At 65.0% G+C, this 22,780-nt stretch carries 17 protein-coding genes; 14 read left to right on the top strand and 3 right to left on the bottom strand.

Annotation, left to right across the window (positions count from 1 at the left end):
• Positions 1 to 27 precede the first annotated feature (27 nt).
• From murD to G3446_RS08730, 14 genes are all read left to right on the top strand, one after another.
• A complete protein-coding gene (gene murD, locus G3446_RS08795; RefSeq protein WP_164452460.1) occupies positions 28 to 1,389 on the top strand; it encodes a UDP-N-acetylmuramoyl-L-alanine--D-glutamate ligase in 1,362 nt (453 codons plus the stop codon).
• A complete protein-coding gene (ftsW, locus tag G3446_RS08790) occupies positions 1,386 to 2,582 on the top strand; it encodes a putative lipid II flippase FtsW (protein ID WP_164452459.1) in 1,197 nt (398 codons plus the stop codon). Before murD ends, ftsW begins: the two co-directional genes overlap by 4 nt.
• Complete coding sequence (murG, locus tag G3446_RS08785) at positions 2,567 to 3,700, top strand: undecaprenyldiphospho-muramoylpentapeptide beta-N-acetylglucosaminyltransferase (protein WP_164452458.1); 1,134 nt, start codon at positions 2,567 to 2,569, stop codon at positions 3,698 to 3,700. The genes ftsW and murG overlap by 16 nt, the downstream gene beginning before the upstream one ends.
• On the top strand, positions 3,697 to 5,127 hold the full coding sequence (gene murC / locus G3446_RS08780) for a UDP-N-acetylmuramate--L-alanine ligase (RefSeq protein WP_164452457.1): 1,431 nt from the start codon (positions 3,697 to 3,699) through the stop codon (positions 5,125 to 5,127). Before murG ends, murC begins: the two co-directional genes overlap by 4 nt.
• Before the next feature lie 219 nt (positions 5,128 to 5,346).
• Positions 5,347 to 6,237: a UDP-N-acetylmuramate dehydrogenase gene (gene murB, locus G3446_RS08775; RefSeq protein WP_425338384.1), complete on the top strand. Its 891-nt coding sequence runs from the start codon at positions 5,347 to 5,349 to the stop codon at positions 6,235 to 6,237.
• Positions 6,238 to 6,239: 2 nt separating this feature from the next.
• Positions 6,240 to 7,169, top strand: coding sequence for a D-alanine--D-alanine ligase (locus G3446_RS08770; RefSeq protein WP_280818794.1), 930 nt, complete (start codon positions 6,240 to 6,242; stop codon positions 7,167 to 7,169).
• Complete coding sequence (locus G3446_RS08765; RefSeq protein WP_164452455.1) at positions 7,162 to 7,950, top strand: cell division protein FtsQ/DivIB; 789 nt, start codon at positions 7,162 to 7,164, stop codon at positions 7,948 to 7,950. The genes G3446_RS08770 and G3446_RS08765 overlap by 8 nt, the downstream gene beginning before the upstream one ends.
• Before the next feature lie 6 nt (positions 7,951 to 7,956).
• Positions 7,957 to 9,192, top strand: a complete 1,236-nt coding sequence (ftsA, locus tag G3446_RS08760) for a cell division protein FtsA (RefSeq protein ID WP_164452454.1) — start codon at positions 7,957 to 7,959, stop codon at positions 9,190 to 9,192.
• 277 nt (positions 9,193 to 9,469) lie between these two features.
• Positions 9,470 to 10,633, top strand: coding sequence for a cell division protein FtsZ (gene ftsZ / locus G3446_RS08755; protein WP_164452453.1), 1,164 nt, complete (start codon positions 9,470 to 9,472; stop codon positions 10,631 to 10,633).
• 256 nt (positions 10,634 to 10,889) lie between these two features.
• Positions 10,890 to 11,801 (top strand): UDP-3-O-acyl-N-acetylglucosamine deacetylase, encoded by a 912-nt coding sequence (gene lpxC, locus G3446_RS08750; RefSeq protein ID WP_164452452.1) that lies wholly within the window; start codon positions 10,890 to 10,892, stop codon positions 11,799 to 11,801.
• 607 nt (positions 11,802 to 12,408) lie between these two features.
• A complete protein-coding gene (locus tag G3446_RS08745; RefSeq protein ID WP_164452451.1) occupies positions 12,409 to 13,335 on the top strand; it encodes a M23 family metallopeptidase in 927 nt (308 codons plus the stop codon).
• A 101-nt stretch (positions 13,336 to 13,436) separates the two neighbouring features.
• Positions 13,437 to 16,265 (top strand): preprotein translocase subunit SecA, encoded by a 2,829-nt coding sequence (gene secA, locus G3446_RS08740; RefSeq protein WP_164452450.1) that lies wholly within the window; start codon positions 13,437 to 13,439, stop codon positions 16,263 to 16,265.
• A 519-nt stretch (positions 16,266 to 16,784) separates the two neighbouring features.
• Positions 16,785 to 17,996, top strand: coding sequence for a bifunctional glutamate N-acetyltransferase/amino-acid acetyltransferase ArgJ (gene argJ / locus G3446_RS08735; protein ID WP_164452449.1), 1,212 nt, complete (start codon positions 16,785 to 16,787; stop codon positions 17,994 to 17,996).
• Positions 17,997 to 18,000: 4 nt separating this feature from the next.
• Positions 18,001 to 18,939, top strand: coding sequence for a Nudix family hydrolase (locus tag G3446_RS08730; protein ID WP_164452448.1), 939 nt, complete (start codon positions 18,001 to 18,003; stop codon positions 18,937 to 18,939).
• Between the two features lie 177 nt (positions 18,940 to 19,116).
• Here G3446_RS08730 and G3446_RS08725 read toward each other — a convergent pair whose 3' ends face one another.
• The 3 genes from G3446_RS08725 to G3446_RS08715 all read right to left on the bottom strand — a co-directional run bounded on the left by G3446_RS08725 (position 19,117) and on the right by G3446_RS08715 (position 22,563).
• Positions 19,117 to 19,308 (bottom strand): DNA gyrase inhibitor YacG, encoded by a 192-nt coding sequence (locus G3446_RS08725; RefSeq protein ID WP_425338385.1) that lies wholly within the window; start codon positions 19,306 to 19,308, stop codon positions 19,117 to 19,119.
• 78 nt (positions 19,309 to 19,386) lie between these two features.
• Positions 19,387 to 20,154, bottom strand: coding sequence for a cell division protein ZapD (gene zapD / locus G3446_RS08720; RefSeq protein WP_167757076.1), 768 nt, complete (start codon positions 20,152 to 20,154; stop codon positions 19,387 to 19,389).
• Positions 20,155 to 20,586: 432 nt separating this feature from the next.
• Positions 20,587 to 22,563, bottom strand: coding sequence for an LOG family protein (locus tag G3446_RS08715; RefSeq protein ID WP_164452445.1), 1,977 nt, complete (start codon positions 22,561 to 22,563; stop codon positions 20,587 to 20,589).
• Between the last annotated feature and the right edge of the window lie 217 nt (positions 22,564 to 22,780).

Raw genomic sequence — 22,780 nt, 5'->3', positions numbered from 1 at the left:
CCAGCGATGATGTCTCAGACGAGCGCAATGCACGCATTTCGGCCTGCCGCATCCCAGGACAAGACGCTCGTGGTCGGTCTCGGGAAGACGGGTCTTTCGTGCTTGCGCTATCTAAAGTCCAAGGGGGTCGTCGCGGCGGTGACGGACAGCCGCGAGCGTCCGCCGGGGCTCGATGCCCTGCAGGCCGAGATGCCGGAGGTCGCCGCCTTCATCGGTGGGTTCGAGCCCGATGTCTTCGCATCCGCCTCCGAGCTCGTCGTGAGCCCGGGGGTGCCGATCGCGGAGCCCCTGATTCAGCAGGCGATTGCGCGCGGTGTGCCGGTGATCGGCGATATCGAGCTGTTCGCGCGTGAGGCGCAGGCCCCGCTCTGTGCGATCACCGGCTCCAACGGCAAGAGCACCGTGACCTCCCTGGTCGGCCTCATGGCCCGCTTGGCCGGGCGCTCCGTGGCCGTCGGCGGCAATCTCGGGGAGCCCGTCCTGGATCTCATCGAGGATGCCGTCGACCTCTATGTGGTCGAGCTCTCGAGCTTTCAGCTCGAGACCGCTCCGGGTCTGCAGCCTGCCGTGGCAGCCGTCTTGAACGTCTCCGCGGATCATCTCGACCGCTATCCCGACCTGGCTGCATATGCTGCGACCAAGGCGCGGATCTATGGCGGCGCGCAGGTGGCGGTGGTCAATCGGGACGATCCTTTGGTCTCGGCCATGCCGCGCGCGGCCGAGCGGGAGGTCGGCTTCACGCTCGGTGCCCCGGAGCCAGGCGACTTCGGGCTGCGGCGCCTGGAAGACAGGCTCTGGGTCTGCCGCGGCGTCGAGCCGCTGATGCAAGCCGACGAGGTCCTCATCCCCGGGCGCCACAACCTCGCCAACGCCCTGGCTGGGCTTGCGCTGGCGAGCGCGGCCGGTCTTCCCATGGAGGCCGCCTGCGAGGCGCTGCGACGCTTCCCCGGACTTCCGCATCGCAGCCAGCTGATCGCGGATCACGCTGGGGTGCGCTGGTATGACGACTCCAAGGGCACCAATCCAGGCGCGACCATCGCTGCCTTGGAGGGGCTGGTGCCTGAGGGCTCCGCCGGTCGCGTCGTCCTCATCGCGGGTGGGGATGGCAAGGGCGCCGATTTTGCGCCCCTGCGATCCGCAGTCGTCCGCGCCGCGCGGGCCCTAGTGCTGATCGGCCGAGATGCGCCCTTGATCGAAGAAGCGGTCGCCGGCGCCGCGCCGGTTGCGCGTGCGACCGACATGGCCGACGCAGTCTCTCAGGCCGCAGCCTTGGCCGAGGCTGGAGACGCTGTGCTCCTGTCGCCCGCTTGCGCCAGCTTCGATATGTTCGATAGCTACGAGCATCGCGGCCAGGTGTTCGCCGATGCCGTCCGGAGGCTGAGCCTATGACCGCTGCCGTTCGCTCGCGGCATCCCGGACAGCGTCGCCGGGAGCGCACTGCGACCTTTGACTACCCCTTGCTGTTCTGCGCGCTCGGGCTGCTCGCCTTCGGGCTGGTGATGGTCTCCTCGGCGTCGATGTCGATCGCGGAGCGGTGCTGCGGAGATCCCTTCTTCTACACCATGCGTCATGCCATGGCGCTGACCTTGGCCTTGGCTGCGGGCTTTGTGGCCTACAGCGTCCCGACGGCATGGTGGGAGCGCTATGGGACCTGGATCTTCCTCGCCAGCATTGGCGTTCTGGTGCTGGTGCTCATCCCCGGCATTGGCCGCGAGGTCAACGGCGCGATTCGCTGGATTCCTCTCGGGCCGCTGAATCTGCAGCCGTCTGAGCTGGTCAAGCTGTTCGCCATCCTCTATGTCTCGAGCTACATGGTGCGGCACGCCGACAAGATGGCGAGCCAGATCTCAGGCTTCATCCGGCCGATGATCCTCATCGGCATCGCCGCGGCCCTGATCCTCATGCAGCCGGACTTCGGGACGGCGGCGGTCATGATCGCGACCGTGATGGCCCTGCTCTATCTCGGCGGCGCCAGCTTGATGCCCTTCATTCTGCTGCTCGGTGTGATCGCATCCGGGCTGGTCGCCCTGGTGGTGCTGTCGCCCTATCGCTGGGCTCGGGTCACGGCCTTCCTCGATCCCTGGCAAGACCCCTACGCCTCTGGCTATCAGCTCAGCCAAGGGCTCATCGCCTTCGGTCGCGGGGAGTGGCTCGGTGTCGGGCTGGGTAATGGGATTCAGAAGCAGTTCTTTCTTCCCGAGGCGCACACGGACTTTATCGCCGCAGTGATCGGGGAAGAGCTTGGGCTGCTCGGCATGACGGTCCTGATTGCGGCCTTAGCCTTCGTGACTTGGCGGGCGCTCTCGATCGGCGTGCGCGCTGAGGCCGTCAAGCGTCCCTTCGAGTCCTATGTCGCTCAAGGGATCGGCGTCTGGCTGGGCCTGCAGGCCTTCGTCAATATCGGCGTCAACGTCGGTATTCTGCCCACGAAAGGGCTGACGCTGCCCTTCCTCAGCTATGGCAGCAACAGTCTCATCGTGGGCTGCATGGCGATCGCCATCCTGCTGCGGATCGATCTCTTGGTGCGTCAGCTCGAGCTCGAGGGCGGACCCAAACGGGGGCTGAGATGGGTACGCGCTTAGCCGTCATGGCCGGTGGCACCGGCGGTCATGTCTTTCCTGCGCTCGCCGTGGCCGAGCGGCTGCGTCGGCAGGGCGCGGACGTTTTCTGGATCGGCACGCATGCCGGGATGGAGTCGCGGCTGGTGCCCGAGCATGGCTTCGATATGGAATGGGTGAGTATCGAGGGCGTGCGCGGCAAGGGGCTGGCGCAAGTCCTCAAGGCCCCGGCCAAGCTGTTGGCCGCGCTCTCCCAGGCGCGCGGGATCTTCCGGCGCCGGCGGCCCGACCTGGTCCTTGGCATGGGCGGGTTCGTATCCGGGCCGGGCGGCTTGGCGGCGCGCACGCTCGGCTTGCCGCTGGTGATCCATGAGCAGAATTTCGTGCCGGGCATGACGAATCAATGGCTGGCCCGAATGGCGACGCGCGTCTTCGAGGCCTTTCCCGGCAGTTTCCCAGCCTCCCGTCACGCGGTCCTCACGGGTAATCCCGTCCGGGAAGCGATTGCCGAGCTGCCTGCGCCGGCGGAGCGCTTCGCCGGGCGCGCGGGTCCGGCGCGCTTGCTCGTGCTGGGGGGATCGCTCGGAGCCAGGGTCTTGAACGAGACGGTGCCTTTGGCCATCGCCGCGCTGCCGGCGCAAGCGCGCCCGCAGATTCGGCATCAGGCCGGCGAGCGTACCTTGGAGGTCGCGCGAGCCGCCTACGCGGCCTCGGGTGTCGACGCCGAGGTCACGCCCTTCATCCGCGATATGGCGGAGGCCTATGCCTGGGCGGACTTGGTCCTGTGTCGCGCCGGCGCCCTGACGGTGTCCGAGCTGGCCGCGGCCGGTGTCGGCTCCGTGCTCGTGCCTTATCCCTTCGCGGTCGACGATCACCAGGTCGGCAATGCCCGTTATCTCGCCGATGTCGGCGCCGCGCATCTGGTTGTGCAGCATGAGCTCACGGCAGCGGGCTTGACGGCGCTGCTCGCCGAGCTGCTCGGGGATCGCACGCGGCTTCGCACGATGGCCGAGGCAGCGCGCTCGCGTGCGCAGCCGGAGGCGACGGCGCGTATCACCGCCGCCTGTCTGGAGCTCGCTGATGGCAGTCGCTCCGGGGCCGATGAGAGGCTGAAAGAGTTGCCTGGGGGGCGCGGCTCATGAATGCGCATCTCCAGCATACGGCGGCCAACATGGGGCGAGTGCGTCGCCTGCACTTCATCGGGATCGGCGGTGCGGGGATGAGCGGGATCGCCGAGCTGATGGCGAACCTGGACTATGAGGTCGCCGGCTCCGACCTGCGCGAGAGCAAGGTCACGCAGCGTTTGCGGCGACTGGGCGTTGAGGTATTCATCGGGCACCTTGCCGATCTGGTGAGCGGGGCGGATGCCGTCGTCGTCTCCACGGCGATCGACGAGTCCAATCCGGAGATCCAGGAGGCGCGCCGTTCGCGAATCCCGATCGTGCGGCGCGCCGAGATGCTCGCAGAGCTGATGCGCTTCTACTATGGCGTGGCCATTGCCGGCACCCATGGCAAGACCACGACCACCAGCCTGGTCGCAAGCGTCCTTGCAGAGGGCGGCTTGGATCCGACCTTCGTGATCGGTGGGCAGCTCAACAGTACGGGGGCCAACGCCAAGCTCGGCACGACCAAGTACCTGGTCGCAGAGGCCGACGAGAGCGACGCCTCCTTTCTCTATCTGCAGCCGATGGTGTCGATCGTGACCAACATCGACGCAGACCACATGGGCACTTACGAGAACGACTTCACTCGGCTGCGTGGCTCCTTCATGGAGTTCCTCCACCACCTGCCCTTTTACGGTCTGGCGGTGCTCTGTATCGATGACGAGGAAACGCGTGCGCTCTTGCCTCAGGTCTCGCGTCCCGTGCGCACCTATGGCACCAGGCCCGAGGCCGACGTGCGGGCCTCCGAGATCCGCCAAACGGGGATGCGGACGGCATTCCTGGTCCACTGCGATGACCTCGATCAGCCGCTCCCCGTGACGCTCAATCTGCCGGGCAGGCACAATGTTCTGAACGCCCTGGCGGCCGTATCCGTTGCCCTGGAGCTGGGCGTCGACGGCGAGGCCATTCGGCGCGCGCTCTCCGAATTCCAGGGGGTCGGCAGACGCTTCGTGGCGACCGAGATCCAGGATGCCGCGGATCGTCGGCTACTCCTGGTCGACGACTATGGCCACCATCCGCGCGAGCTGGCGGCGACCCTGGCGGCCGCGCGCGAGGGCTGGCCCGACCGCCGGGTCGTGCTCGTCTTCCAGCCGCATCGCTACACCCGCACCCAGGAGCAGTTCGAGGATTTCGTCGAGGTGCTGTCGACCGCGGATGCACTGGTCCTCTGCGAGGTCTACCCCGCGGGCGAGACACCCATTACTGGTGCGGACGGACGGGCTCTGAGTCGGGCGATTCGCGTTCGAGGTGGGCTCGATCCGGTCTTCGCGCAGGATCTGGAGGACGTGCCCGGTCTGATTGCGAATCTGGCTCGAGACGGCGACATCTTGATCGTCTCTGGCGCCGGTGACATCGGCGGTTTGGCCGCGCGTTTGCCCGCATTGCTGCGGGAGGGATCTGGATGAGCAACTTGGGCTCTACGGAGGTGGCGCGGAGTGCTGTCGAGGCGTCCTTGGTGCATCGTTTGTCGATGGGGTGCGGGGAGTCGCTGACGGTCCTCAATGGCGCCACCGCGGGCGATGCGGTCGCGGCCATGCGGCGATTGCGCAGCGATGCGGCGCGAGCCGGCAGGCTTGCGCTCGCGCGGGCCGCCGACCCTGCTGTGAGGCCTTGAGACAATGGCGATGCCGAGCACAGCCCTGAGAGGCGAGCTCCGCGAGCAGGAGTCCTTGGCCGGCTACACCAGCTGGCGTGTGGGCGGTCCGGCGCGTCGGCTCTACCGGCCGGCGGATCTGGAGGATTTGGCGGTCTTTTTGAGTCAGCTGAGCCCGGCCGAGCCGTTGCTGTGGATCGGCCTGGGCAGCAATCTCTTGGTCGGCGACGAGGGCTTTGCCGGAACCGTCATCTTGACGCAGGGCTGCCTGACGGCGATGCGACTCGACGAGCCTGGGCGCATCCATGCGCAGGCCGGGGTGAGCTGCGCGAAGCTCGCGCGATTCGCGGCCCGCAACGATTTGGTCGGCGTGGAATTCCTGGCCGGAATTCCCGGGACCCTCGGTGGGGCGCTGGCGATGAATGCGGGCGCCTGGGGTGGTGAGACCTGGCCGCATGTGCGCCGTCTATGGACCATCGATCGAGGCGGGGTCATCCGCGAGCGCGATGCTGCGGACTTCTCGCCAGGCTATCGCCAGGTTTCGGGACCGAGCGGCGAATGGTTCGCCGCCGCCGAGCTCGGCCTGGCCCGAGGCGATGGCGAGGCAGGCATGACGCGCATGCGCGCGCTGCTGGACGAGCGCGCGCAGAGGCAGCCGATCGGCTTGCCGAGCTGCGGCTCGGTCTTTCGCAATCCGCCGGGCGATCATGCGGCTAGGCTCATCGAGGCCTTGGGCCTGAAAGGTTGTCGGATCGGCGGTGCTCAGGTCTCCGAGAAGCATGCGAACTTCATTATCAACACTGGGGACGCGACTGCGTCGGATATCAGCGCCTTGATCGACCACGTCCGTGACGCCGTGGAGCTTGGGACGGGGATCCGGCTGATTCCTGAGGTCAGGCGCGTTGCGGGGGAGAGGCTATGACCATGGCGATGGCTGAGCGGGTGCGGAGACTGGGCAAGGTGGCCGTGCTGCTCGGGGGCAGAGCCGCCGAGCGCGAGGTTTCGCTGAACAGCGGTCGGGCGGTGCTCGAGGCGCTGCTGCGCTGCGGCGTCGATGCCCAGCCCTTGGACCCTGCCGAAGACGGGCTCGAGACACTGATCTCGGGAGGCTTCGACCGGGCCTTCATCGTCCTGCATGGGCGGGGCGGCGAGGATGGTCAGATTCAAGGCGCCCTGGAGACGATCGGTCTGCCCTACACGGGATCCGGGGTGATGGGGTCCGCGCTCGGCATGGACAAGTACCGGACCAAGCTGGTCTGGGCCGGCGCAGGCCTGCCGACGGCGGATTCCGTCGTCTTGAGGGCGGCCGAGGATCTATCGATGGCGGAGGCCTTGGGGTTTCCCCTCATGATCAAGCCTGCCCATGAGGGCTCGAGCATCGGCATGGCTCGGGTCGAAACGGCGGACGCGCTCGAGCAGGCCTGGCGGGCGGCCGCTGAATTCGATGCCCTGGTGCTGGCCGAGCGCTGGATTCGGGGCGCCGAGCTGACCTGTGCCGTCCTGGGGCGCGAGGCCCTGCCGATGATTCGCCTCGAGACGCCGAACATTTTCTACGACTACGACGCGAAGTATCGGGCAACGACGACGCGCTATCACTGCCCGAGCGGTCTCGATGAGGCGATCGAGCGGAAGCTGCGGCAGTTGGCGCTCGACGCCTTCGATGTCGTGGGTGCCTCCGGCTGGGGGCGTGTCGACATGATGCTGGACGAATCCGGTCAGCCGCACTTGTTGGAGATCAACACGGTGCCGGGCATGACGGATCACAGCCTCGTGCCCATGGCCGCGCGCGCGGCTGGCATCGACTTCGACGCCCTTGTCATGCGGATCTTGGAAGCGAGCTTGGAGCATGGCTGAGCGCAAGCGAAAACCAAGGGCCGAGAAGCCGTTCATCAATGCGGCGCGGCTGCGCGCTGGAGTTGGCGCGCTCGCCTTCCTGGCGATGGGGGCCGCGATCTGGCTGCTCGGAGAATGGGAGTCACGGCTGTTGCCCATCCGTTTGATCGAGGTGGAGGGTGAGCTCCATCATCATTCCTCGCGCTTGCTGCAAGAGCGTCTGAGCGAGCGCCTGCGCGGGGGCATTCTCACCGCGGACCTCGAAGCGCTGCAGGCGCTCGCGGAGGATCTGCCCTGGGTCGGGCACGCGAGCCTGCGTCGGGTATGGCCGGACACCATCAAGGTGCGCGTCGCGGAGCATCGTCCCATCGCGCGCTGGAACGCCGACGGGCTCGTGACTGCGGAAGGCATCGTCTTTCGCCCGACGGGCGGGGCCGTGCCCGCCGGCCTGCCGCTGCTCGAGGGCGATGACGAGCGGGCTCCCGAGGTCACGTCGCGCTATCTGAAGTGGCGGGACGATCTTATGCTGGCCGGTCACTTGATCCAGACGCTGTCCGTGGACCCACGGGGTGACTGGCGTCTCGAGCTGGTGATGGGGACCGAGCTGCGGCTTGGGACCGGGGCCGTGGAGGTGCGTCTCGCCCGCTTCATTGCGAGTGCGCCGCAGATCGAGGCGGCGGGACAGCCGCAAATCGTCGATCTGCGCTACAGCAACGGCTTCTCTGTGAAATGGGCATCGCGCACGGGCTCCGAGCTGCGTGCGCACAGCGATCGCATCGCGCGATCGGGCAACCGAGGTTAATACTGGATGTCGCGACGCAACGATAAGAGTCTGCTGGTCGGTCTGGATATTGGCACGTCTAAGATCGCCGCGTTGGTCGGCGAGCTGAAGGACGACGACCAGATCGAGATCATCGGCTTTGGCACACATCCGTCCCGTGGGCTCAAGAAGGGTGTCGTGGTCGACATCGAGTCGACCGTCCAGTCGATCCAGCGTGCCGTCGAAGAGGCCGAGCTGATGGCTGGGTGTGAGATCCATTCGGTGCATGCCGGTATCGCCGGCAGCCATATCCGGAGTCTCAACTCGCACGGCATCACGGCGATCAAGGAGGTCGAGGTCTCTCAGGCCGATGTCGACCGGGTCATCGATGCCGCACGGGCCGTGGCCATCCCCGCAGATCAAAAGATCCTGCACATCCTGCCGCAGGAGTTCATCATCGACGAGCAGGAGGGAATCCGCGAGCCGATCGGGATGTGCGGCGTGCGCCTGGAGGCCCGTGTCCACATGGTGACGGGGGCGGTGAGCGCGGCGCAGAACATCATCAAATGCATCCGGCGCTGCGGCCTGGAGGTCGATGATCTGGTGCTGGCCCAGCTCAGCTCGAGCTACTCTGTGCTGGGCGAGGACGAGAAGGAGCTGGGTGTCTGCGTGGTCGATATCGGTGGTGGAACCACGGATCTTGCGGTCTTCACGGATGGCGCTATCAGGCACACCGCGGTGATTCCGATCGCTGGCGACCAGGTCACCAATGACATCGCGGTCGCGCTACGCACGCCAACCCAGCACGCGGAGCAGATCAAGGTCCAGCATGCCTGCGCCTTGACTCAGCTCGCCGCGAACGGCGACACCATCGAGGTTCCCAGTATCGGCGACCGTCCGCCGCGCCGGCTTTCGCGGCAGACCTTGGCCGAGGTGGTCGAGCCGAGATACGAGGAGCTGCTGACCTTGCTGCACAACGAGCTGCGGCGCAGCGGCTTCGAGGATCTCGTCGCCGGGGGCGTCGTGCTGACCGGCGGCAGTGCGAAGATGCAGGGCCTGATCGAGCTTGCCGAAGAGGTCTTTCATATGCCGGTGCGACTGGGCGTGCCGAGCCACGTCATCGGGATGGAGGAGGTCGTCAGCAACCCCATCCATTCGACGGGAGTGGGATTGCTGATGTACGCGCGCCAGCATCGTTTCGCGCGCCGGCCGGAGCTGGCCGAGAATCTCGGGCTCAGGGCGACGCTGGCGCGCCTGAAGAGCTGGTTCCAAGGGAACTTCTAGATGATTGTCGGCGGTCACCGAGAGCCCGCGCTCTTGGAGAGCCGAAGGATTTTTTGATGTTGGAAGCATGGTCGATGTTGCTGCTTCCAGTTGCCAGCGAACGATGGGGCATCAGCTTGTGGGGCTCCATCGGCAGCAGAGGTCGCTGTAGGTGGTCTCGGATCGGGGTCGACTGGCACCTCGGTCAAAGTCGGGGGTGGCTGTACGGTTAGTCCGTGCGGTCAAGAGCATTCAGTTTTCTAAGGTGGCGTACCAGGTGCGCCTGAGGAGAGAGATCATGTTCGAATTGATGGATACCCACAGCCAGAATGCCGTCATCAAGGTCATCGGTGTCGGTGGCGGTGGCAGCAACGCGGTCAACCACATGGTCGCGTCGACCATCGAAGGCGTCGACTTCATTTGCGCCAACACGGATGCGCAGGCGCTCAAGAGCTCGAACGTCAAGACCATCCTGCAGCTGGGTGCCGGCATCACCAAAGGCTTGGGCGCGGGCGCGGACCCCGAGGTCGGCCGCGGCGCCGCCGTCGAGGACAAGGACCGCATTCAGGAGGCCTTGGACGGCGCCGACATGGTCTTTATCACGGCCGGCATGGGTGGCGGCACCGGAACGGGAGCGGCCCCCGTGGTCGCGCAGGTCGCGAAAGAGCTGGGCGTGCTGACCGTCGCCGTCGTGACCAAGCCCTTCCCCTTCGAGGGCGCCAAGCGCCGCCGCATCGCCGAGGAAGGGATTTCGGAGCTGGCGAATCACGTCGATTCGCTGATCACCATTCCCAACGAGAAGCTGCTCGCGGTTCTGGGCAAGGACATGAGCCTGCTCGATGCCTTCAAGGCGGCCAACGATGTGCTGCTCAACGCCACCCAGGGAATCGCCGAGCTGATCACTTGCCGCGGTCTCATCAACGTCGACTTCGCGGACGTCAAGACCGTCATGTCGAACATGGGAGTCGCCATGATGGGCACCGGCTCCGCGAGCGGCGAGAATCGCGCCCGCGAGGCCGCCGAAGCCGCGATCAAGAGCCCTCTGCTCGAGGATATCGACCTTGCCGGCGCCAAGGGGATCTTGGTCAACATCACCGCCGGTCTCAGCCTCACGATCGGCGAGTTCGACGAAGTCGGCAACACCGTTCGGGACTTTGCCGATGATGACGCCACCGTTGTCGTGGGTACTGTTGTGGACCCCGAGCTGGAAGAGGAGCTGCGGGTCACCGTCGTGGCGACAGGGCTCGGCGAGCGGCGTGTCTCTGTCAAGCGCCCGAGCGGCGAGCCTGCCATGCGCCTGGTCAGCGGAGAGAGCGATGACGCCGCCCCGGACTATCGCGAAATGGCTGGGCGCCCCGCCATTTATCGTAAGGGTGGTGCGGCGACATCTTCTGAGTCTTCGGAGGAAAGTGATCTCGATTACTTGGACATCCCGGCATTCTTGCGCCGTCAGGCCGACTGATCAGGGGTTTCCCTTTATTGAAGAATCCTTTTGAAACAAGGAGATCCTGCTTTATTTGAAGTAGAGCTTGAAAAATTTTCGGGAAAACCCTAGGCTTAGCCTACCGAAAGTCCTCAGCGTCGTCCGTGGCTCAGCGCAAACCTGTAGCCTGCGTATTCTTGGCCAGGCCTGGCTGCGCTGGTGTGGTGATAGACGCGGTTGGGCGAGCTGATGCTCGGAATATGCCGGCGGGGATTGCTAAGGGGGGTCCCGATCGATGCTCAAGCAGCGTACCTTGAAAAATGTGATCCGGGCCACCGGTGTAGGCTTGCACACGGGCGAAAAGGTCGAGCTGACTCTCCGGCCGGCTGCACCAGATACCGGTATCCGGTTTCGGCGTCTCGACTTGGATGCCCCGGTCGAGATCAAGGCGACGCCCTTCACCGTGGGTGATACGCGCCTCTCCACGACCTTGGTCGAGGGAGGCGTGAGGATCTCAACGGTCGAGCATCTATTGGCGGCCTTTGCCGGTCTGGGGATCGACAACGCCTATGTCGATCTGAGCGCGGCCGAGGTGCCGATCATGGACGGGAGTGCCGCGCCTTTCGTCTTTCTCTTGCAGTCGGCGGGAGTCGAAGAGCAAGGAAAGGCGAAGCGCTTCATTCGCATCAAGCGTCCGATCGAGGTACGCGATGGTGACAAGATCGCGTGCTTCGAGCCTTACAACGGCTTCAAGATGGCGTTTGCGATCGATTTCGATCATCCTGCGTTCAGTGCCGAGACGAACCAGGCGCAAGTCGACTTCTCGACGACGTCATTCGTGCGAGAGCTGAGTCGCGCACGCACCTTTGGGTTCTTGCGGGAGATCGAGGCGCTGCGCCAACAGAACCTGGCGCTCGGCGGAAGCCTGGACAACGCGGTCGTCGTCGACGAGTACCGGGTCTTGAACGAAGAGGGGCTGCGCTATGATGATGAGTTCGTGCGGCACAAGATCTTGGACGCGATTGGCGACCTCTATCTCCTGGGCCATACGCTGATCGGCTCCTTCTACGGCTACAAGTCCGGTCACGCCTTGAACAACCGGCTGCTCTGCGCCCTCGCGGCAGATGAATCCGCTTGGGAGGAGGTGGTTTACGAGGATTCCGCTGCCGCGCCGATCTGCTACGCCCAGCCAGTGCCCGCCCTCTAGGTTGCCTCAGTGGGTGCGCTCTGATCGTGATGGCGCGCGATCCTTCTGATCGCCTCGCTCAACTGAGGGTCGCTCTGATGATCCGCGGCTTCGTAGAGGTGTGCGACGACAAGGCTCGATAGGCGTGGCTTCCCCGGAGGGGCGGATGGCCCTGGTGCGGCCGCTCCTGATTTGGGGCGCGCCCTGAATGTGGCGTGCTCTATCCCTCTATCCCTCAATGACGCGATGATTCGATCGGCAAAAAATCGCCCCTTGGTCTGCCAAGATGGCGAATCGAATAAAATCGTGACCGTCGCTCCGTTTATGATGGCGTCAGCGAGGTGCGGTCTGAGCGTCAAGGGGAGCGATTCCCGCACGGCGTCGCGAAGTTGCGAATCCTGACGCACCTGGTCCAGTAAGGGGCGGGCCGCCTTGCTCGTCTTCAGCAAATCTCGAATATGCGAAAATCGCGTACGCACACCAGGCACCTCCTAGCTAGCCGTCGTATCGACAGCGATGTGGCTTTGCGCTGACCTCCAAGGGTGTCGGGGCGTCGCGGCCTTCGCTTCTGACTCCGTCAGAAGCGCGTGCGTGCACCAACCACGATCGATCAGCAGCAGAGAAAATCATGCGTCATAGAGACATGGCTCGAGCGAGTCGCGGGCATGCCGTCATCATCATTCTTGCCGTCCTGACTTTTTCCTTGACCGGGGTGGCGCTCGGGTATTGGGTCGGGCGCTATGCGGCAGCTCCTAGCGTTGCGAGCATCACCATCGAGCGCCCCCATGCCGACGAGGTCGCCAGTCGTCCCCAGGCCCAGCCGCGAGCTTCGGATGACATGGATGCGGTCGTCGTCCGTCTTGGGGAGATGCAAGCTCGACTGACGCGGCTCGACGCGCTCGGTGAGCGGCTTGTCGAGATGTCCGGGCTCAATCCGGAGGAGTTCGACTTTGAAGACCCTCCACCTCAAGGTGGGCCCGATCAGGGGGCGGTCAAAGACTACACGATCAAGGAGCTTGCAAGCGAGCTGACGAACGTGATCGCCTTGATCCAGGACCGCGAGCGTAAGCTGGACCTGATTCAGGATTTCATCGTGGAGAAGGACCTGGCGCGCAAGGCACTGCCCGCGGGCTGGCCCGTTCGCTCTGGCTATGTCTCCTCCAACTACGGCTTCCGGGTTCATCCGGTCAAGAAGGTGCGCCTCTTCCACGATGGCGTCGATTTCGCCAGTCCGCGCGGTGCGCCGATCTTCGCCGTCGCCGATGGTGTCGTCGCCTTCAGCGGACGCAAGGGCGGCTACGGAAATGTCGTCGATATTCGTCATATCGATGGCCTGATAACCCGATATGCCCACAATTCGCGAAATCTCGTCAAAGAGGGGCAGTTGGTCCGTCAGGGGCAGAAGATCGCGACCGTGGGAGCGACTGGTACCGCGACCGGGCCACATGTCCACTTCGAAGTCCGGCGCGGCGACAAGGCGATCAACCCCATGCCCTATCTGCGCTCCAAGCCACGGCAAGCAATCGCCTCCACTGGCTCGGACCTGGATAGCTGATTTCAACGTGCGGGCGTTTCTCCTGAAGAAACGCCTTCCCACCTTCGTCATCGAAATCCGGTATCATCCGCCGATTTCTGCGACAGCCCAATTCTCATTCGATGGTTACACGCATCTTTAGGAAGCTCTTTGGCAGCCGTAACGAGCGGCTGGTCAAGACACTCATGAAGACGGTTGCGCGGATCACCGCGCTCGAGCCCGAGCTGGCGCAGCTGTCCGACCAGGCCCTCGCCGGCAAGACCAATGAATTTCGCCAGCGGCTCAGTGCCGGCGCGGATCTCGATAGTCTGCTCCCCGAAGCCTTCGCGGTGGTCCGCGAGGCCGGCAAACGGGTGCTCGGGATGCGCCACTTCGATGTCCAGATGGTCGGCGGCATGGTGCTCAACGACGGCAAGATCGCCGAGATGCGCACAGGCGAGGGCAAGACCCTGGTCGCGACCCTGGCCGCCTACCTCAACGCGCTTCCCGAAAAGGGGGTGCACGTCGTCACGGTCAATGACTACCTGGCGCGCCGCGATGCTGCCTGGATGGGCCCCCTGTATCGGTTCTTGGGGCTGTCCGTCGGTGTCATCAACTCCTCGGGCGGCATGGGGCCGGATTCGGCATCCTATCTCTACGATCCGGATTTCGAGCCGAACGGGAGCGGCGGCTATCGTCACCTCAGGCCGGCCACGCGCCGCGAGACCTATGCCGCCGACATCACCTACGGCACCAACAACGAGTTCGGCTTCGACTATCTGCGCGACAACATGGCGTTCGCGCAGGAGCAACGTGCCCAGCGCGACCCCTTTTACGCCATCGTCGACGAGGTGGACTCGATCCTGATCGACGAGGCACGCACCCCGTTGATCATCTCCGGGCCTTCGGAGGGGAGCACGGAGCTCTACAAGCAGATCAACGGCTTGATTCCCCGTCTCAGTCGGCAAGATCCGATTACCAACGAGGAAGGGCAGCCAGATTTCGGCCCCGGCGATTACTCGGTCGACGAGAAGCTCCGTCAGGTCTATCTCAGTGAGGAGGGGCACGAGCACGTCGAGCAGATGCTGGTCGAGACCGGTCTTCTCGAAGAAGGGGCCGGGCTCTACGACCCGAGCAACATCGTCCTGATGCATCACGTCTATGCAGCGCTCAGGGCTCACGCGCTCTTCCAGAAGAACGTCGAGTACATCGTGCGCGACGGTCAGGTCATCATCGTCGACGAGTTCACCGGCCGCACCATGCCGGGGCGGCGCTGGTCGGAGGGTCTACACCAGGCTGTCGAAGCGAAGGAGGGGGCTCCCATCCAGCCTGAAAACCAGACGATGGCCTCCATCACCTTCCAGAACCTCTTCCGCCTCTACCCGAAGCTGTCGGGGATGACGGGCACGGCGGACACCGAGGCCTACGAGTTCCAGCAGATCTATAGCCTGGAGGTCGTGGTCATTCCGACCAACCAGCCCATGATTCGCGACGACATGGGCGACCTGGTCTACCTGACGCAAGACGAGAAGTACGAGGCCATCATCGCGGACATTCAGGACTGCGTGAAGCGCGGCCAGCCTGTCCTGGTTGGCACGGCCTCGATCGAGACCTCGGAGCTGGTGTCCGGCTTGCTCGACAAGCAGAGCATCCCGCACGAGGTGCTCAACGCGAAGCAGCACGAGCGCGAGGCCGGCATCATCGCCCAGGCGGGACGTCCGGGCGCCGTCACCATCGCGACCAACATGGCGGGTCGCGGAACGGATATCGTGCTGGGCGGCAATCTCGAGTCCGAGCTCGACGAGACCGGGCCGGATGCCGATCGCGACGCGATCAGGGCGCAGTGGAAGGAGCGCCACCAGCAGGTGATCGCGGCGGGTGGCCTGCACGTCGTCGGGACCGAGCGGCACGAGTCGCGCCGTATCGACAATCAGCTGCGAGGCCGCTCAGGGCGCCAAGGCGACCCTGGCTCGTCGCGCTTCTACCTGTCGCTCGAAGACAACCTGATGCGCATCTTCGCCTCCGACCGGGTGGGCAAGATGATGCAGCGTCTCGGGATGCAGCGCGGCGAGGCCATCGAGCACCCTTGGGTCACCAAGGCGATCGAGAATGCTCAGCGCAAGGTCGAGGGGCGCAACTTCGACATCCGCAAGCAGCTTCTCGACTACGACGACGTCGCCAACGATCAGCGCAAGGTCATTTACCGCCAGCGCCGGGATCTCATGGATGCCACGGACGTCTCGGATACCGTCGATGCCATGCGCGCCGATGCGCTCAAGGGTCTGATCGACGGCTTCATTCCGCCAGAAAGTCTAGAGGAGCAGTGGGATGTGCCTGGCTTAAGCGAGGCCCTCGCCACCCACTTCGGCGGGGAGTGGCCGCTGAGGCAATGGCTGGACCAGGATCACGATCTGCATGAGGAGAGCCTCCGCAAGCGGATCCAGGATACCCTGCTCGAGCGTTATCGCGAGAAGGAAGCCCTGGTCGGTGCCGAGAATATGCGCCAGATCGAGAAGGCGGTGATGCTGCAGACCCTGGATACCCAGTGGAAGGACCATCTGGCCGCGATGGACTATCTGCGTCAGGGGATCCATCTGCGCGGCTACGCTCAGCGCAATCCGAAGCAGGAGTACAAGCGCGAGGCCTTCCAGATGTTCTCTGGGATGCTGGAGAGCATCAAGCAGGATGTCGTGACCACGCTCTCGAAGCTCGAGATCCAAGCGGGCGGCTCCCGAGACGACCTGGCCGGTCAAGCGCCGGCGGACAACAGCGGCTTCGAGTTCAAGCACGAAGTCTTCGAGGGCTTCGAGGGCGGCGACCCGGAAGCGCCGCTGGAAGAGTCGCAGCCCCAGGCCAACGCCGAAGCAGAGCACCGGCCGTTCGTGCGTGACGGCCGCAAGATCGGTCGCAATGAGCCCTGCCCATGCGGCTCCGGCAAGAAATACAAGCAATGCCACGGTCGGGTGAGCTGATGCTATCGCCGCTCGTCCCAGTCGCAGGGGCCTTGCGGTAAGGCGAGACTGGGGCGGGCGTCTTGCTCGCCGCAGGGGTTTGCGTTATCCGCGACCCCGACCACTCGCGCACTGGCTCGAATCCAGCTGAGTGGCCCCATCGACACCTGCGTTGGCGCGGCTACTCTCCCTGCTCGACGGCGCCACACCGAATATGGGTGGGCAAGCCTCCGCCAGCGTCTAGTCAGCTGCTTGGGTTATTGCCACCAGGCCGGTTGCTGACCTACGGGGGTGCGCAGGACACCCGAGAGCACCGCCGGAACAAGGCTTTGAGCTGGCGGCTCGCAGCCTTTTCTAGGTTCAACCTGAAAAGAGCTGTTGAACCGCAAAGCGCGCTAAGAGCGCAAAGGATTTCAATGCGTTGCGGAGTGGAGCTTACTCACCCAATGGGCGACATGGATGCATTGAGCAACCCTTTGTTTTACTTGGCGTCCTTGGCGCCTTTGCGGTTCCGATTGCCGAATCTAGGTTCAATTGTTTATGAGCGCCCCAGGCCTTAGTTTCCCCCCCGTCTCCGGCATTCGTCTGGCAGCCGTTGGCGCCGGGATTCGTTATCAAGGTCGCGACGACCTGGTCGCGCTGGAGCTGCAGCCAGGAAGCAGCTGCGCCGCGGTCTTCACGCGCAACGCCTTCTGCGCGGCGCCCGTCACCGTCGCTCGCCAGCACCTGGCGCAAGGGTCGCCGCGCTATCTGCTCATCAATTCGGGCAACGCCAATGCAGGGACCGGGCGACGCGGGCTTGCGGCCGCGAGAGCATCCTGCGAGGCGCTCGCAAAGGCCGTCGGCTGCCGGCCCGAGGAGGTGCTCCCCTTCTCGACGGGCGTGATCGGCGAGCATCTCCCCGTCGAGCGTATCGCGACTGCCTTGCCGGCCTTGGTCGGGGCCATGTCTGCCGATGCCTGGCCGGATGCCGCCCGGGCCATCATGACCACGGACAATGTCCCTAAGCTGAGGACACGCCAGGTCGAGATCGCCGGGAAATGCGTAACGGTCACGGGGATCGCCAAGGGGGCGGGGATGATCTGCCCGGATATGGCGACCATGCTCGCCTTCCTGGCGACCGATGCGGCCGTGGCGCCGGACCTGCTCCAGCAATGCCTTCAGGTTGCCGTGGATCGGTCGTTCAACAGCATCACCGTCGATGGGGATACCTCCACCAACGACGCTTGCGTCCTGGTCGCGACGGGTGCGCTCGGCGGTGCGCCGATCGCCGACAGCGAGAGCGCAGACTATGCCGCCCTGTCGTCGGCGATCGAGGCGCTTTGCGTCGACCTTGCGACGGACATCGTGCGAGATGCCGAGGGTGCGACCAAGCTCGTCACCATTGACGTTCAGGGCGCCCGTGAGATCGCCGAGGCGCGTCAGGTCGCCTACACGGTCGCCCATTCGCCGCTGGTCAAGACCGCGCTTTTCGCCTCCGACCCGAACTGGGGCCGCATCCTCGCGGCCGTCGGGAGGGCGGGCGTTCCCGATCTCGAGGTCGGCCGAATCAGCATCTTCCTGGGCGACGTCCTGATCGTGGAGGACGGCGGGCGAGCGCAGGGCTATGAAGAAGCCCTGGGCGCGGCAGTCATGGCCGAGCCGGAGATCGCGATCCGGATCCTGCTCGGGCGTGGTCATGTCCAGGCGCGGGTCCTGACCTGCGATCTCTCCTACGATTACGTCCGGATCAACGCAGAGTACCGCACCTAGCGCGATGCGAATTCATGTCATGGCGGGGGCCGTCGCGGACGGTGCCGGCCGGATCCTGGTCGCGAGACGACCGGATCACGTGCACCAAGGCGGCCTCTGGGAGTTTCCCGGCGGCAAGCTGGAGCCGGGCGAGCGCCCCGAGCAGGGGCTGAGGCGCGAGCTGTGGGAAGAGCTGGGCATCGAGGTCGAAGCAAGCCGGCCGCTGATCCGCATCCATCACGATTATTGTGATCGCCGCGTCCTGCTCGACGTGCATCGGGTCGAAGCCTACGCGGGCACGCCGGTCGGTCGTGAAGCTCAGCCGCTCGCCTGGGAGCATCCGGAGGCTATGAATCCGACGCGCTTCCCGGCGGCGGACCGTCCGATCATCAATGCCTTGCGGCTACCCGACCGACTCATGATCACGGGCGAAGACCCCGGGCAGCCGAGCGCATTCCTCTCCAGGTTGGAGCGGGCCTTGGCAGGGGGGATTCGGCTGGTGCAGCTGCGAGCGCACGGGCTCGCGGACGCTGCCTTCCGAAGCCTGGCCTCGGATGCCTATGTGGTTTGCGAGCGGGCCGGCGCGCGCCTGCTGCTGAATCGCGATCTTGGGGCTGCAGGCCAGCTGCCGCGTCATGGAGTCCACCTGACCAGTGCGCGGCTCATGGGGCTTGCGGCAAGGCCGGGTCGCGTCGATGAGATCGTCGGCGCCTCCTGCCACGACCTCCCTCAGCTAGCCCGCGCCGCCGAGCTCGGGCTGGATTACGCCGTGCTGTCGCCAGTCGAGCCGACACAGAGTCATCCAGGTGCCGCGCCCCTCGGATGGGAGGGGTTCGCGAGGCTCGTCGACCAGGCGGCCCTGCCGGTCTATGCCCTTGGGGGTCTCGCTCCCTCCGATTGCGCCGAGGTCTTCGTGCGTGGCGGCCAGGGGATCGCCGCGATTCGCGGGCTCTGGCCTGCTTGAGCCTAAGAGGGCGGCCGGCCTCCAGCCATTAGCCTCCATCGCGGAGGGAGGCCAGCTGACGGATTCCGTAAAGCTGGCTGCTGGAGGCTGGGAGCTGACAGCTTCCTTCAGGCTGAGCGCTTCCTTTCCATTTTCCGGCCTGACGCCGGGCTCGGTCCGGACCCGAGCGAATGCCCCTCAATGATGCGGCGGTCCGTCCTCGGATGGCGGCGGATCCTCGCTCGGGGCATCTGTCGGATCGCTGATCCTGTGGTTCTCTTCGATCCAGTCGCCTAGGTCGATCAGCCGGCAGCGCTCACTGCAGAAGGGACGCCATCGCGATATCTCGGTCCACTCGACCGGGCGCCCGCAGTGCGGGCATGCAACCATTTTCACCATCTTTGAAATCGACCTGCGGCAATCGATCACCAGATTCACGTCAGCGCCGGGGCGATTTTGCGACGTGCCCTAGAACACGCAGCAGGTCAGCTTGAACTCGACGTCCTTGAAATGCTGTGTCGCGCGTCCGCGCGCTTCGGCCTTCATGAAGCGAATGCTGAAGCGATTCTTGTGACCGCTGATCTCTGGAAAGATGCCCTGATCCGCGGCAACGGCGACCCGCAGCATCTGGGCTGGGGCGACCGAGTCCAGTGCCTCTTGATAGAAGCCACCCTCGGCCGTGACCCGGCGCGAGGCCGAGCTCGAGCGCACCAGCGACAGCGCGAGCGCGATGGCCTCGATCGCGGGCTTGAGGTCGTGGAGCCATTCCGTGAATCGCGTCTGGCGCAGCTCGGCGTCCTGGATCAGCCAGTAATGGAAGTGCGGCAGATCGAAGCTGCAAGTGCCGCCGGGGATACTGCTGCGTTGGGCGATGGCCTTGAGGAAGTCGTCCTCGCGCGCCACGTGGCCGATCGGGCCGTTGAGCGCGTGGATGGCATCGACGGCCCGCTTGAGGTCATCCATGACCTGATTCAGGGCGGTCGGATCGACGCCGCGCTGCGAGGATAGGCGGTTCAGGTTGGCGATATGGCGGTCGAGCTCCTTGAGCAGCTCGTTGCGAACATCGGCGCGCGCGGTGACGGCGACGATATCGAGCAGGATCGCGATCGCGCAGCGCGATCCGCGCGGGTCCTCTTGGTGCACGAAGACATCGAGCTGCCTGAACAGGTGCTCGAGGCGGAGGAAGGTGCGGATGCGCTCGTTCAGCGGATGTTCGAAAGTGATCAATGTAGACACTGCCTTGTCGCGAGCCCAGACGGTCGCGGCGTCGATGCGCGCGGCCTGCCGGGCGACCAAGTGAGAATGTCGACAGCCCGGTTGCGTCGGGCTGTCAGCTAGCTAGCGGGTAGGAGGGCGCTCCGCCGCGCGGGTGTCCTGCGAATGACTCGGGGCCCCGGCACTGGCTCCCATGCCGCTAGCCGTCGATGACCGGGGTCCTGTTGCGCGCGCTCAGTCCGTCTCTCTAGCTCGCTCTGTACTTGGATGTCGGTTCAATACCCGGCTGGGATTGTCCTGATTTCGATCCTCTCTGTCACGGGGCTTACCGCAACGAGATGCTTGTCTCGGATGATTCGGATGGGGAATCCCCTGGCGCTGCACGAGTCGGTTTCCGCCTTCTGGCCGTGGGGTATCCGACTTTTCGCGGGGTGTCCTGTGCGCCTCGCGCGCTCAGCCGAGGCGCAGCGCCTGCTTGTAGAAGTGGGGTACGGCATCCGGGTCTGTCGTCATCAGGATCTGCTCGATAAGCCAGGCGGGCACGCGCCCCAGGCGCGCCATGTGCGCGAGCTGCTCTTGCAGTCCTTTCCAGTAGAGCTCATTGCCCGTGCCGTCGAAAAAGACCAATGGGGCGGTCTCGATGACGCCCAGCTTCATGTCGGTGAGGGTGAGGCCGATCTCTTCCAGTGTGCCGACCCCGCCGACCAGGAAGAGATGAAAGCTCGCGATCTCGAACCAGCGCTGGCGCGCCTGTCGGCTGCGGGCCTGGAAGGTTTGGTAGAACTCCGCGCTCTGGTTGGTCGTCTGATCGACCGTCTCGATGAAGCTCGAGCCCACCATGAGTCCGAGCCGATGGGCAATATCCGTGACCTGCTGCATGGCGCCCGGCCCGCCGCCGGTGAGGATGCCGATATCGCTGCCGAAGAGGGCGCGCAGGTTCGCGAGAAGTTGCTCGATCTGATGCTCCGCCCGGTCGTTGAGCGGCTTGGTAGAGCCATAGATGGCGAAGATGAGGCAAGAGCCGAATCTGTCGACCTTGTCGGGCGTGGTGAAATAACCGCGCAGTCCGCGGAAGACGTGGCGAACGATGTGTCCGCGGTCCTCATTGCACCAAAAGACCTCGAGTCCCAAGCCCTCGTAGTCGGCGAGGCGCCCATGGTCGCGGGCCGAGAGGAAGGGGCCGTGCTCGAACGAGGCGCGTCTGAGCACAATGCGCCGAATGGCCTTGCGCAAAGCGGCGGTGCAGATCTGACTGTGCTCGATCAGGTTCGGGAAATAGCCGAGCAGCAAGGTCGCCTCGGCTCCGTCGGGCAGTTGCTCGAGCAGCTGGGTTCCGCACTCGATGGGTGCTCCCGACCCGAGTCCCTGGGTGACTGGGCTCGCGGCGAGATCGGTCCCGCCGCGCGGGTCTCTGGGGCGATCTGGCTGGCTCCAGACCAGATCGGGGTCGCCGCCGCCGAGCAGGGCCTGAGGATCGCGCGCGACCGCGACCATCCGGTGCGAATAGCGGTCGTGCACAGGTGTGGCCTCGAAGCGGTCGAAGATCTCGAGCAGGGCGCGGCACCCGGTCTGGCCCGTTGTCTCGCAAGCATCCGGGTGCTCGGTCGAATGTCCGTGCCAATAGCGGGGCTTGGGATCGATCCGGACGGCCTCGTGGACCGAGGCCGCGACGCTCGGATTGATGATCAGCTGCGCGGTGCGATTGATGAACTCCAGATAGACTTTGGTGCCGCGGGTCGAAATAGGGTCGAGCACCGTCGCCTGCAGGTGGAAGCCGAGCGACTCGTCCAGGTTTCTGAGGACGATGTAGTGGCGGTGCAGGAACATGGAGCAGGCGGTCACCAGGCCGTCGTTCGGCAACAGCTCGATGTGGTCGACCTGCTCGCGGATCTGCAGCCGATTGAGCAGGTCCTTGCCATCGGCGTGGGTTGCGATGGCCGTGACCTCCTCGGGCGTCAGCGGCTTCTGAAAGCGAAAGATCTGCTGCTGCGGCCGGATGATGAGATAGCCGTTGCCGTCGAGCGAAAAGCCGGCGGGAACCTGAAGCTGGTTGTTGCGAATCAGTGCGTGGACGCTCGCAGAGTCCAGGCGGTTGTCGGCCGGGCAGAACACCAGGCGTCCCACGCGCAGCCCGGGCACCACGATCCGCTCCAGGTGCTCGCCGATGCCATAGGAGTGGATCGCGGCGAGAATGCGTAGCTGAAGGTCGCAGTAGTCGCCATCGAAGGCGGTTGTGCCGAGTGGCAGGATGTTGATGCCGAGGCGTGCGAGTCGGCTGCGCGCCGCGAATACCAGGTCCGCCTCGCGGCCGCCGGCCAGCCTGCGGAACTCGCTTGAGATGGAGAAGCGCGCGGTGACGGTGAAGCCTGAGTCGTCGGTGGAGATGATTTGGGTGATCCAGCCATCACCGGTTTCCGGGGTCGCGTACATGAGGCGTCCTGTCGGGGCGTTTCGGCAGCGTCGCTGCGCGTCGGATAGGGCGCTGGAGGTTACCATAAGTGCGTGCCGAGGACGGCGATGTCGCGAGTGATTTCAGTCGCTTACCTGAGGTGTCTGGCTGGTGTTAAACTAATGGGCTAGCTGAATTCCAGGGCTCGCGCCGAGCCACTGCTCGCAGGCCGATGCGCCGAGGCTTCCAATGTGTCGG

It is taken from the genome of Thiorhodococcus minor (assembly GCF_010820565.1).
In the GTDB taxonomy this organism is placed as follows: domain Bacteria; phylum Pseudomonadota; class Gammaproteobacteria; order Chromatiales; family Chromatiaceae; genus Thiorhodococcus; species Thiorhodococcus minor.
Note: the sequence above shows the minus strand (reverse complement) of the source record. Positions and strands in the feature narration are given on the sequence as shown.

Excerpts from the sequence above, each read along its gene's own strand:
- argJ (WP_164452449.1), top strand. The coding sequence starts at position 16,785 with ATGAGCGCCCCAGGCCTTAGTTTCCCCCCCGTCTCCGGCATTCGTCTG.
- murG (WP_164452458.1), top strand. The coding sequence starts at position 2,567 with ATGGGTACGCGCTTAGCCGTCATGGCCGGTGGCACCGGCGGTCATGTC.
- G3446_RS08715 (WP_164452445.1), bottom strand. The coding sequence starts at position 22,563 with ATGTACGCGACCCCGGAAACCGGTGATGGCTGGATCACCCAAATCATC.
- G3446_RS08765 (WP_164452455.1), top strand. The coding sequence starts at position 7,162 with ATGGCTGAGCGCAAGCGAAAACCAAGGGCCGAGAAGCCGTTCATCAAT.
- ftsW (WP_164452459.1), top strand. The coding sequence starts at position 1,386 with ATGACCGCTGCCGTTCGCTCGCGGCATCCCGGACAGCGTCGCCGGGAG.
- G3446_RS08745 (WP_164452451.1), top strand. The coding sequence starts at position 12,409 with ATGCGTCATAGAGACATGGCTCGAGCGAGTCGCGGGCATGCCGTCATC.
- murB (WP_425338384.1), top strand. The coding sequence starts at position 5,347 with ATGCCGAGCACAGCCCTGAGAGGCGAGCTCCGCGAGCAGGAGTCCTTG.
- ftsZ (WP_164452453.1), top strand. The coding sequence starts at position 9,470 with ATGTTCGAATTGATGGATACCCACAGCCAGAATGCCGTCATCAAGGTC.
- G3446_RS08725 (WP_425338385.1), bottom strand. The coding sequence starts at position 19,308 with ATGGTTGCATGCCCGCACTGCGGGCGCCCGGTCGAGTGGACCGAGATA.
- G3446_RS08770 (WP_280818794.1), top strand. The coding sequence starts at position 6,240 with ATGGCGATGGCTGAGCGGGTGCGGAGACTGGGCAAGGTGGCCGTGCTG.
- ftsA (WP_164452454.1), top strand. The coding sequence starts at position 7,957 with ATGTCGCGACGCAACGATAAGAGTCTGCTGGTCGGTCTGGATATTGGC.
- secA (WP_164452450.1), top strand. The coding sequence starts at position 13,437 with ATGGTTACACGCATCTTTAGGAAGCTCTTTGGCAGCCGTAACGAGCGG.
- murC (WP_164452457.1), top strand. The coding sequence starts at position 3,697 with ATGAATGCGCATCTCCAGCATACGGCGGCCAACATGGGGCGAGTGCGT.
- lpxC (WP_164452452.1), top strand. The coding sequence starts at position 10,890 with ATGCTCAAGCAGCGTACCTTGAAAAATGTGATCCGGGCCACCGGTGTA.
- murD (WP_164452460.1), top strand. The coding sequence starts at position 28 with ATGCACGCATTTCGGCCTGCCGCATCCCAGGACAAGACGCTCGTGGTC.
- G3446_RS08730 (WP_164452448.1), top strand. The coding sequence starts at position 18,001 with ATGCGAATTCATGTCATGGCGGGGGCCGTCGCGGACGGTGCCGGCCGG.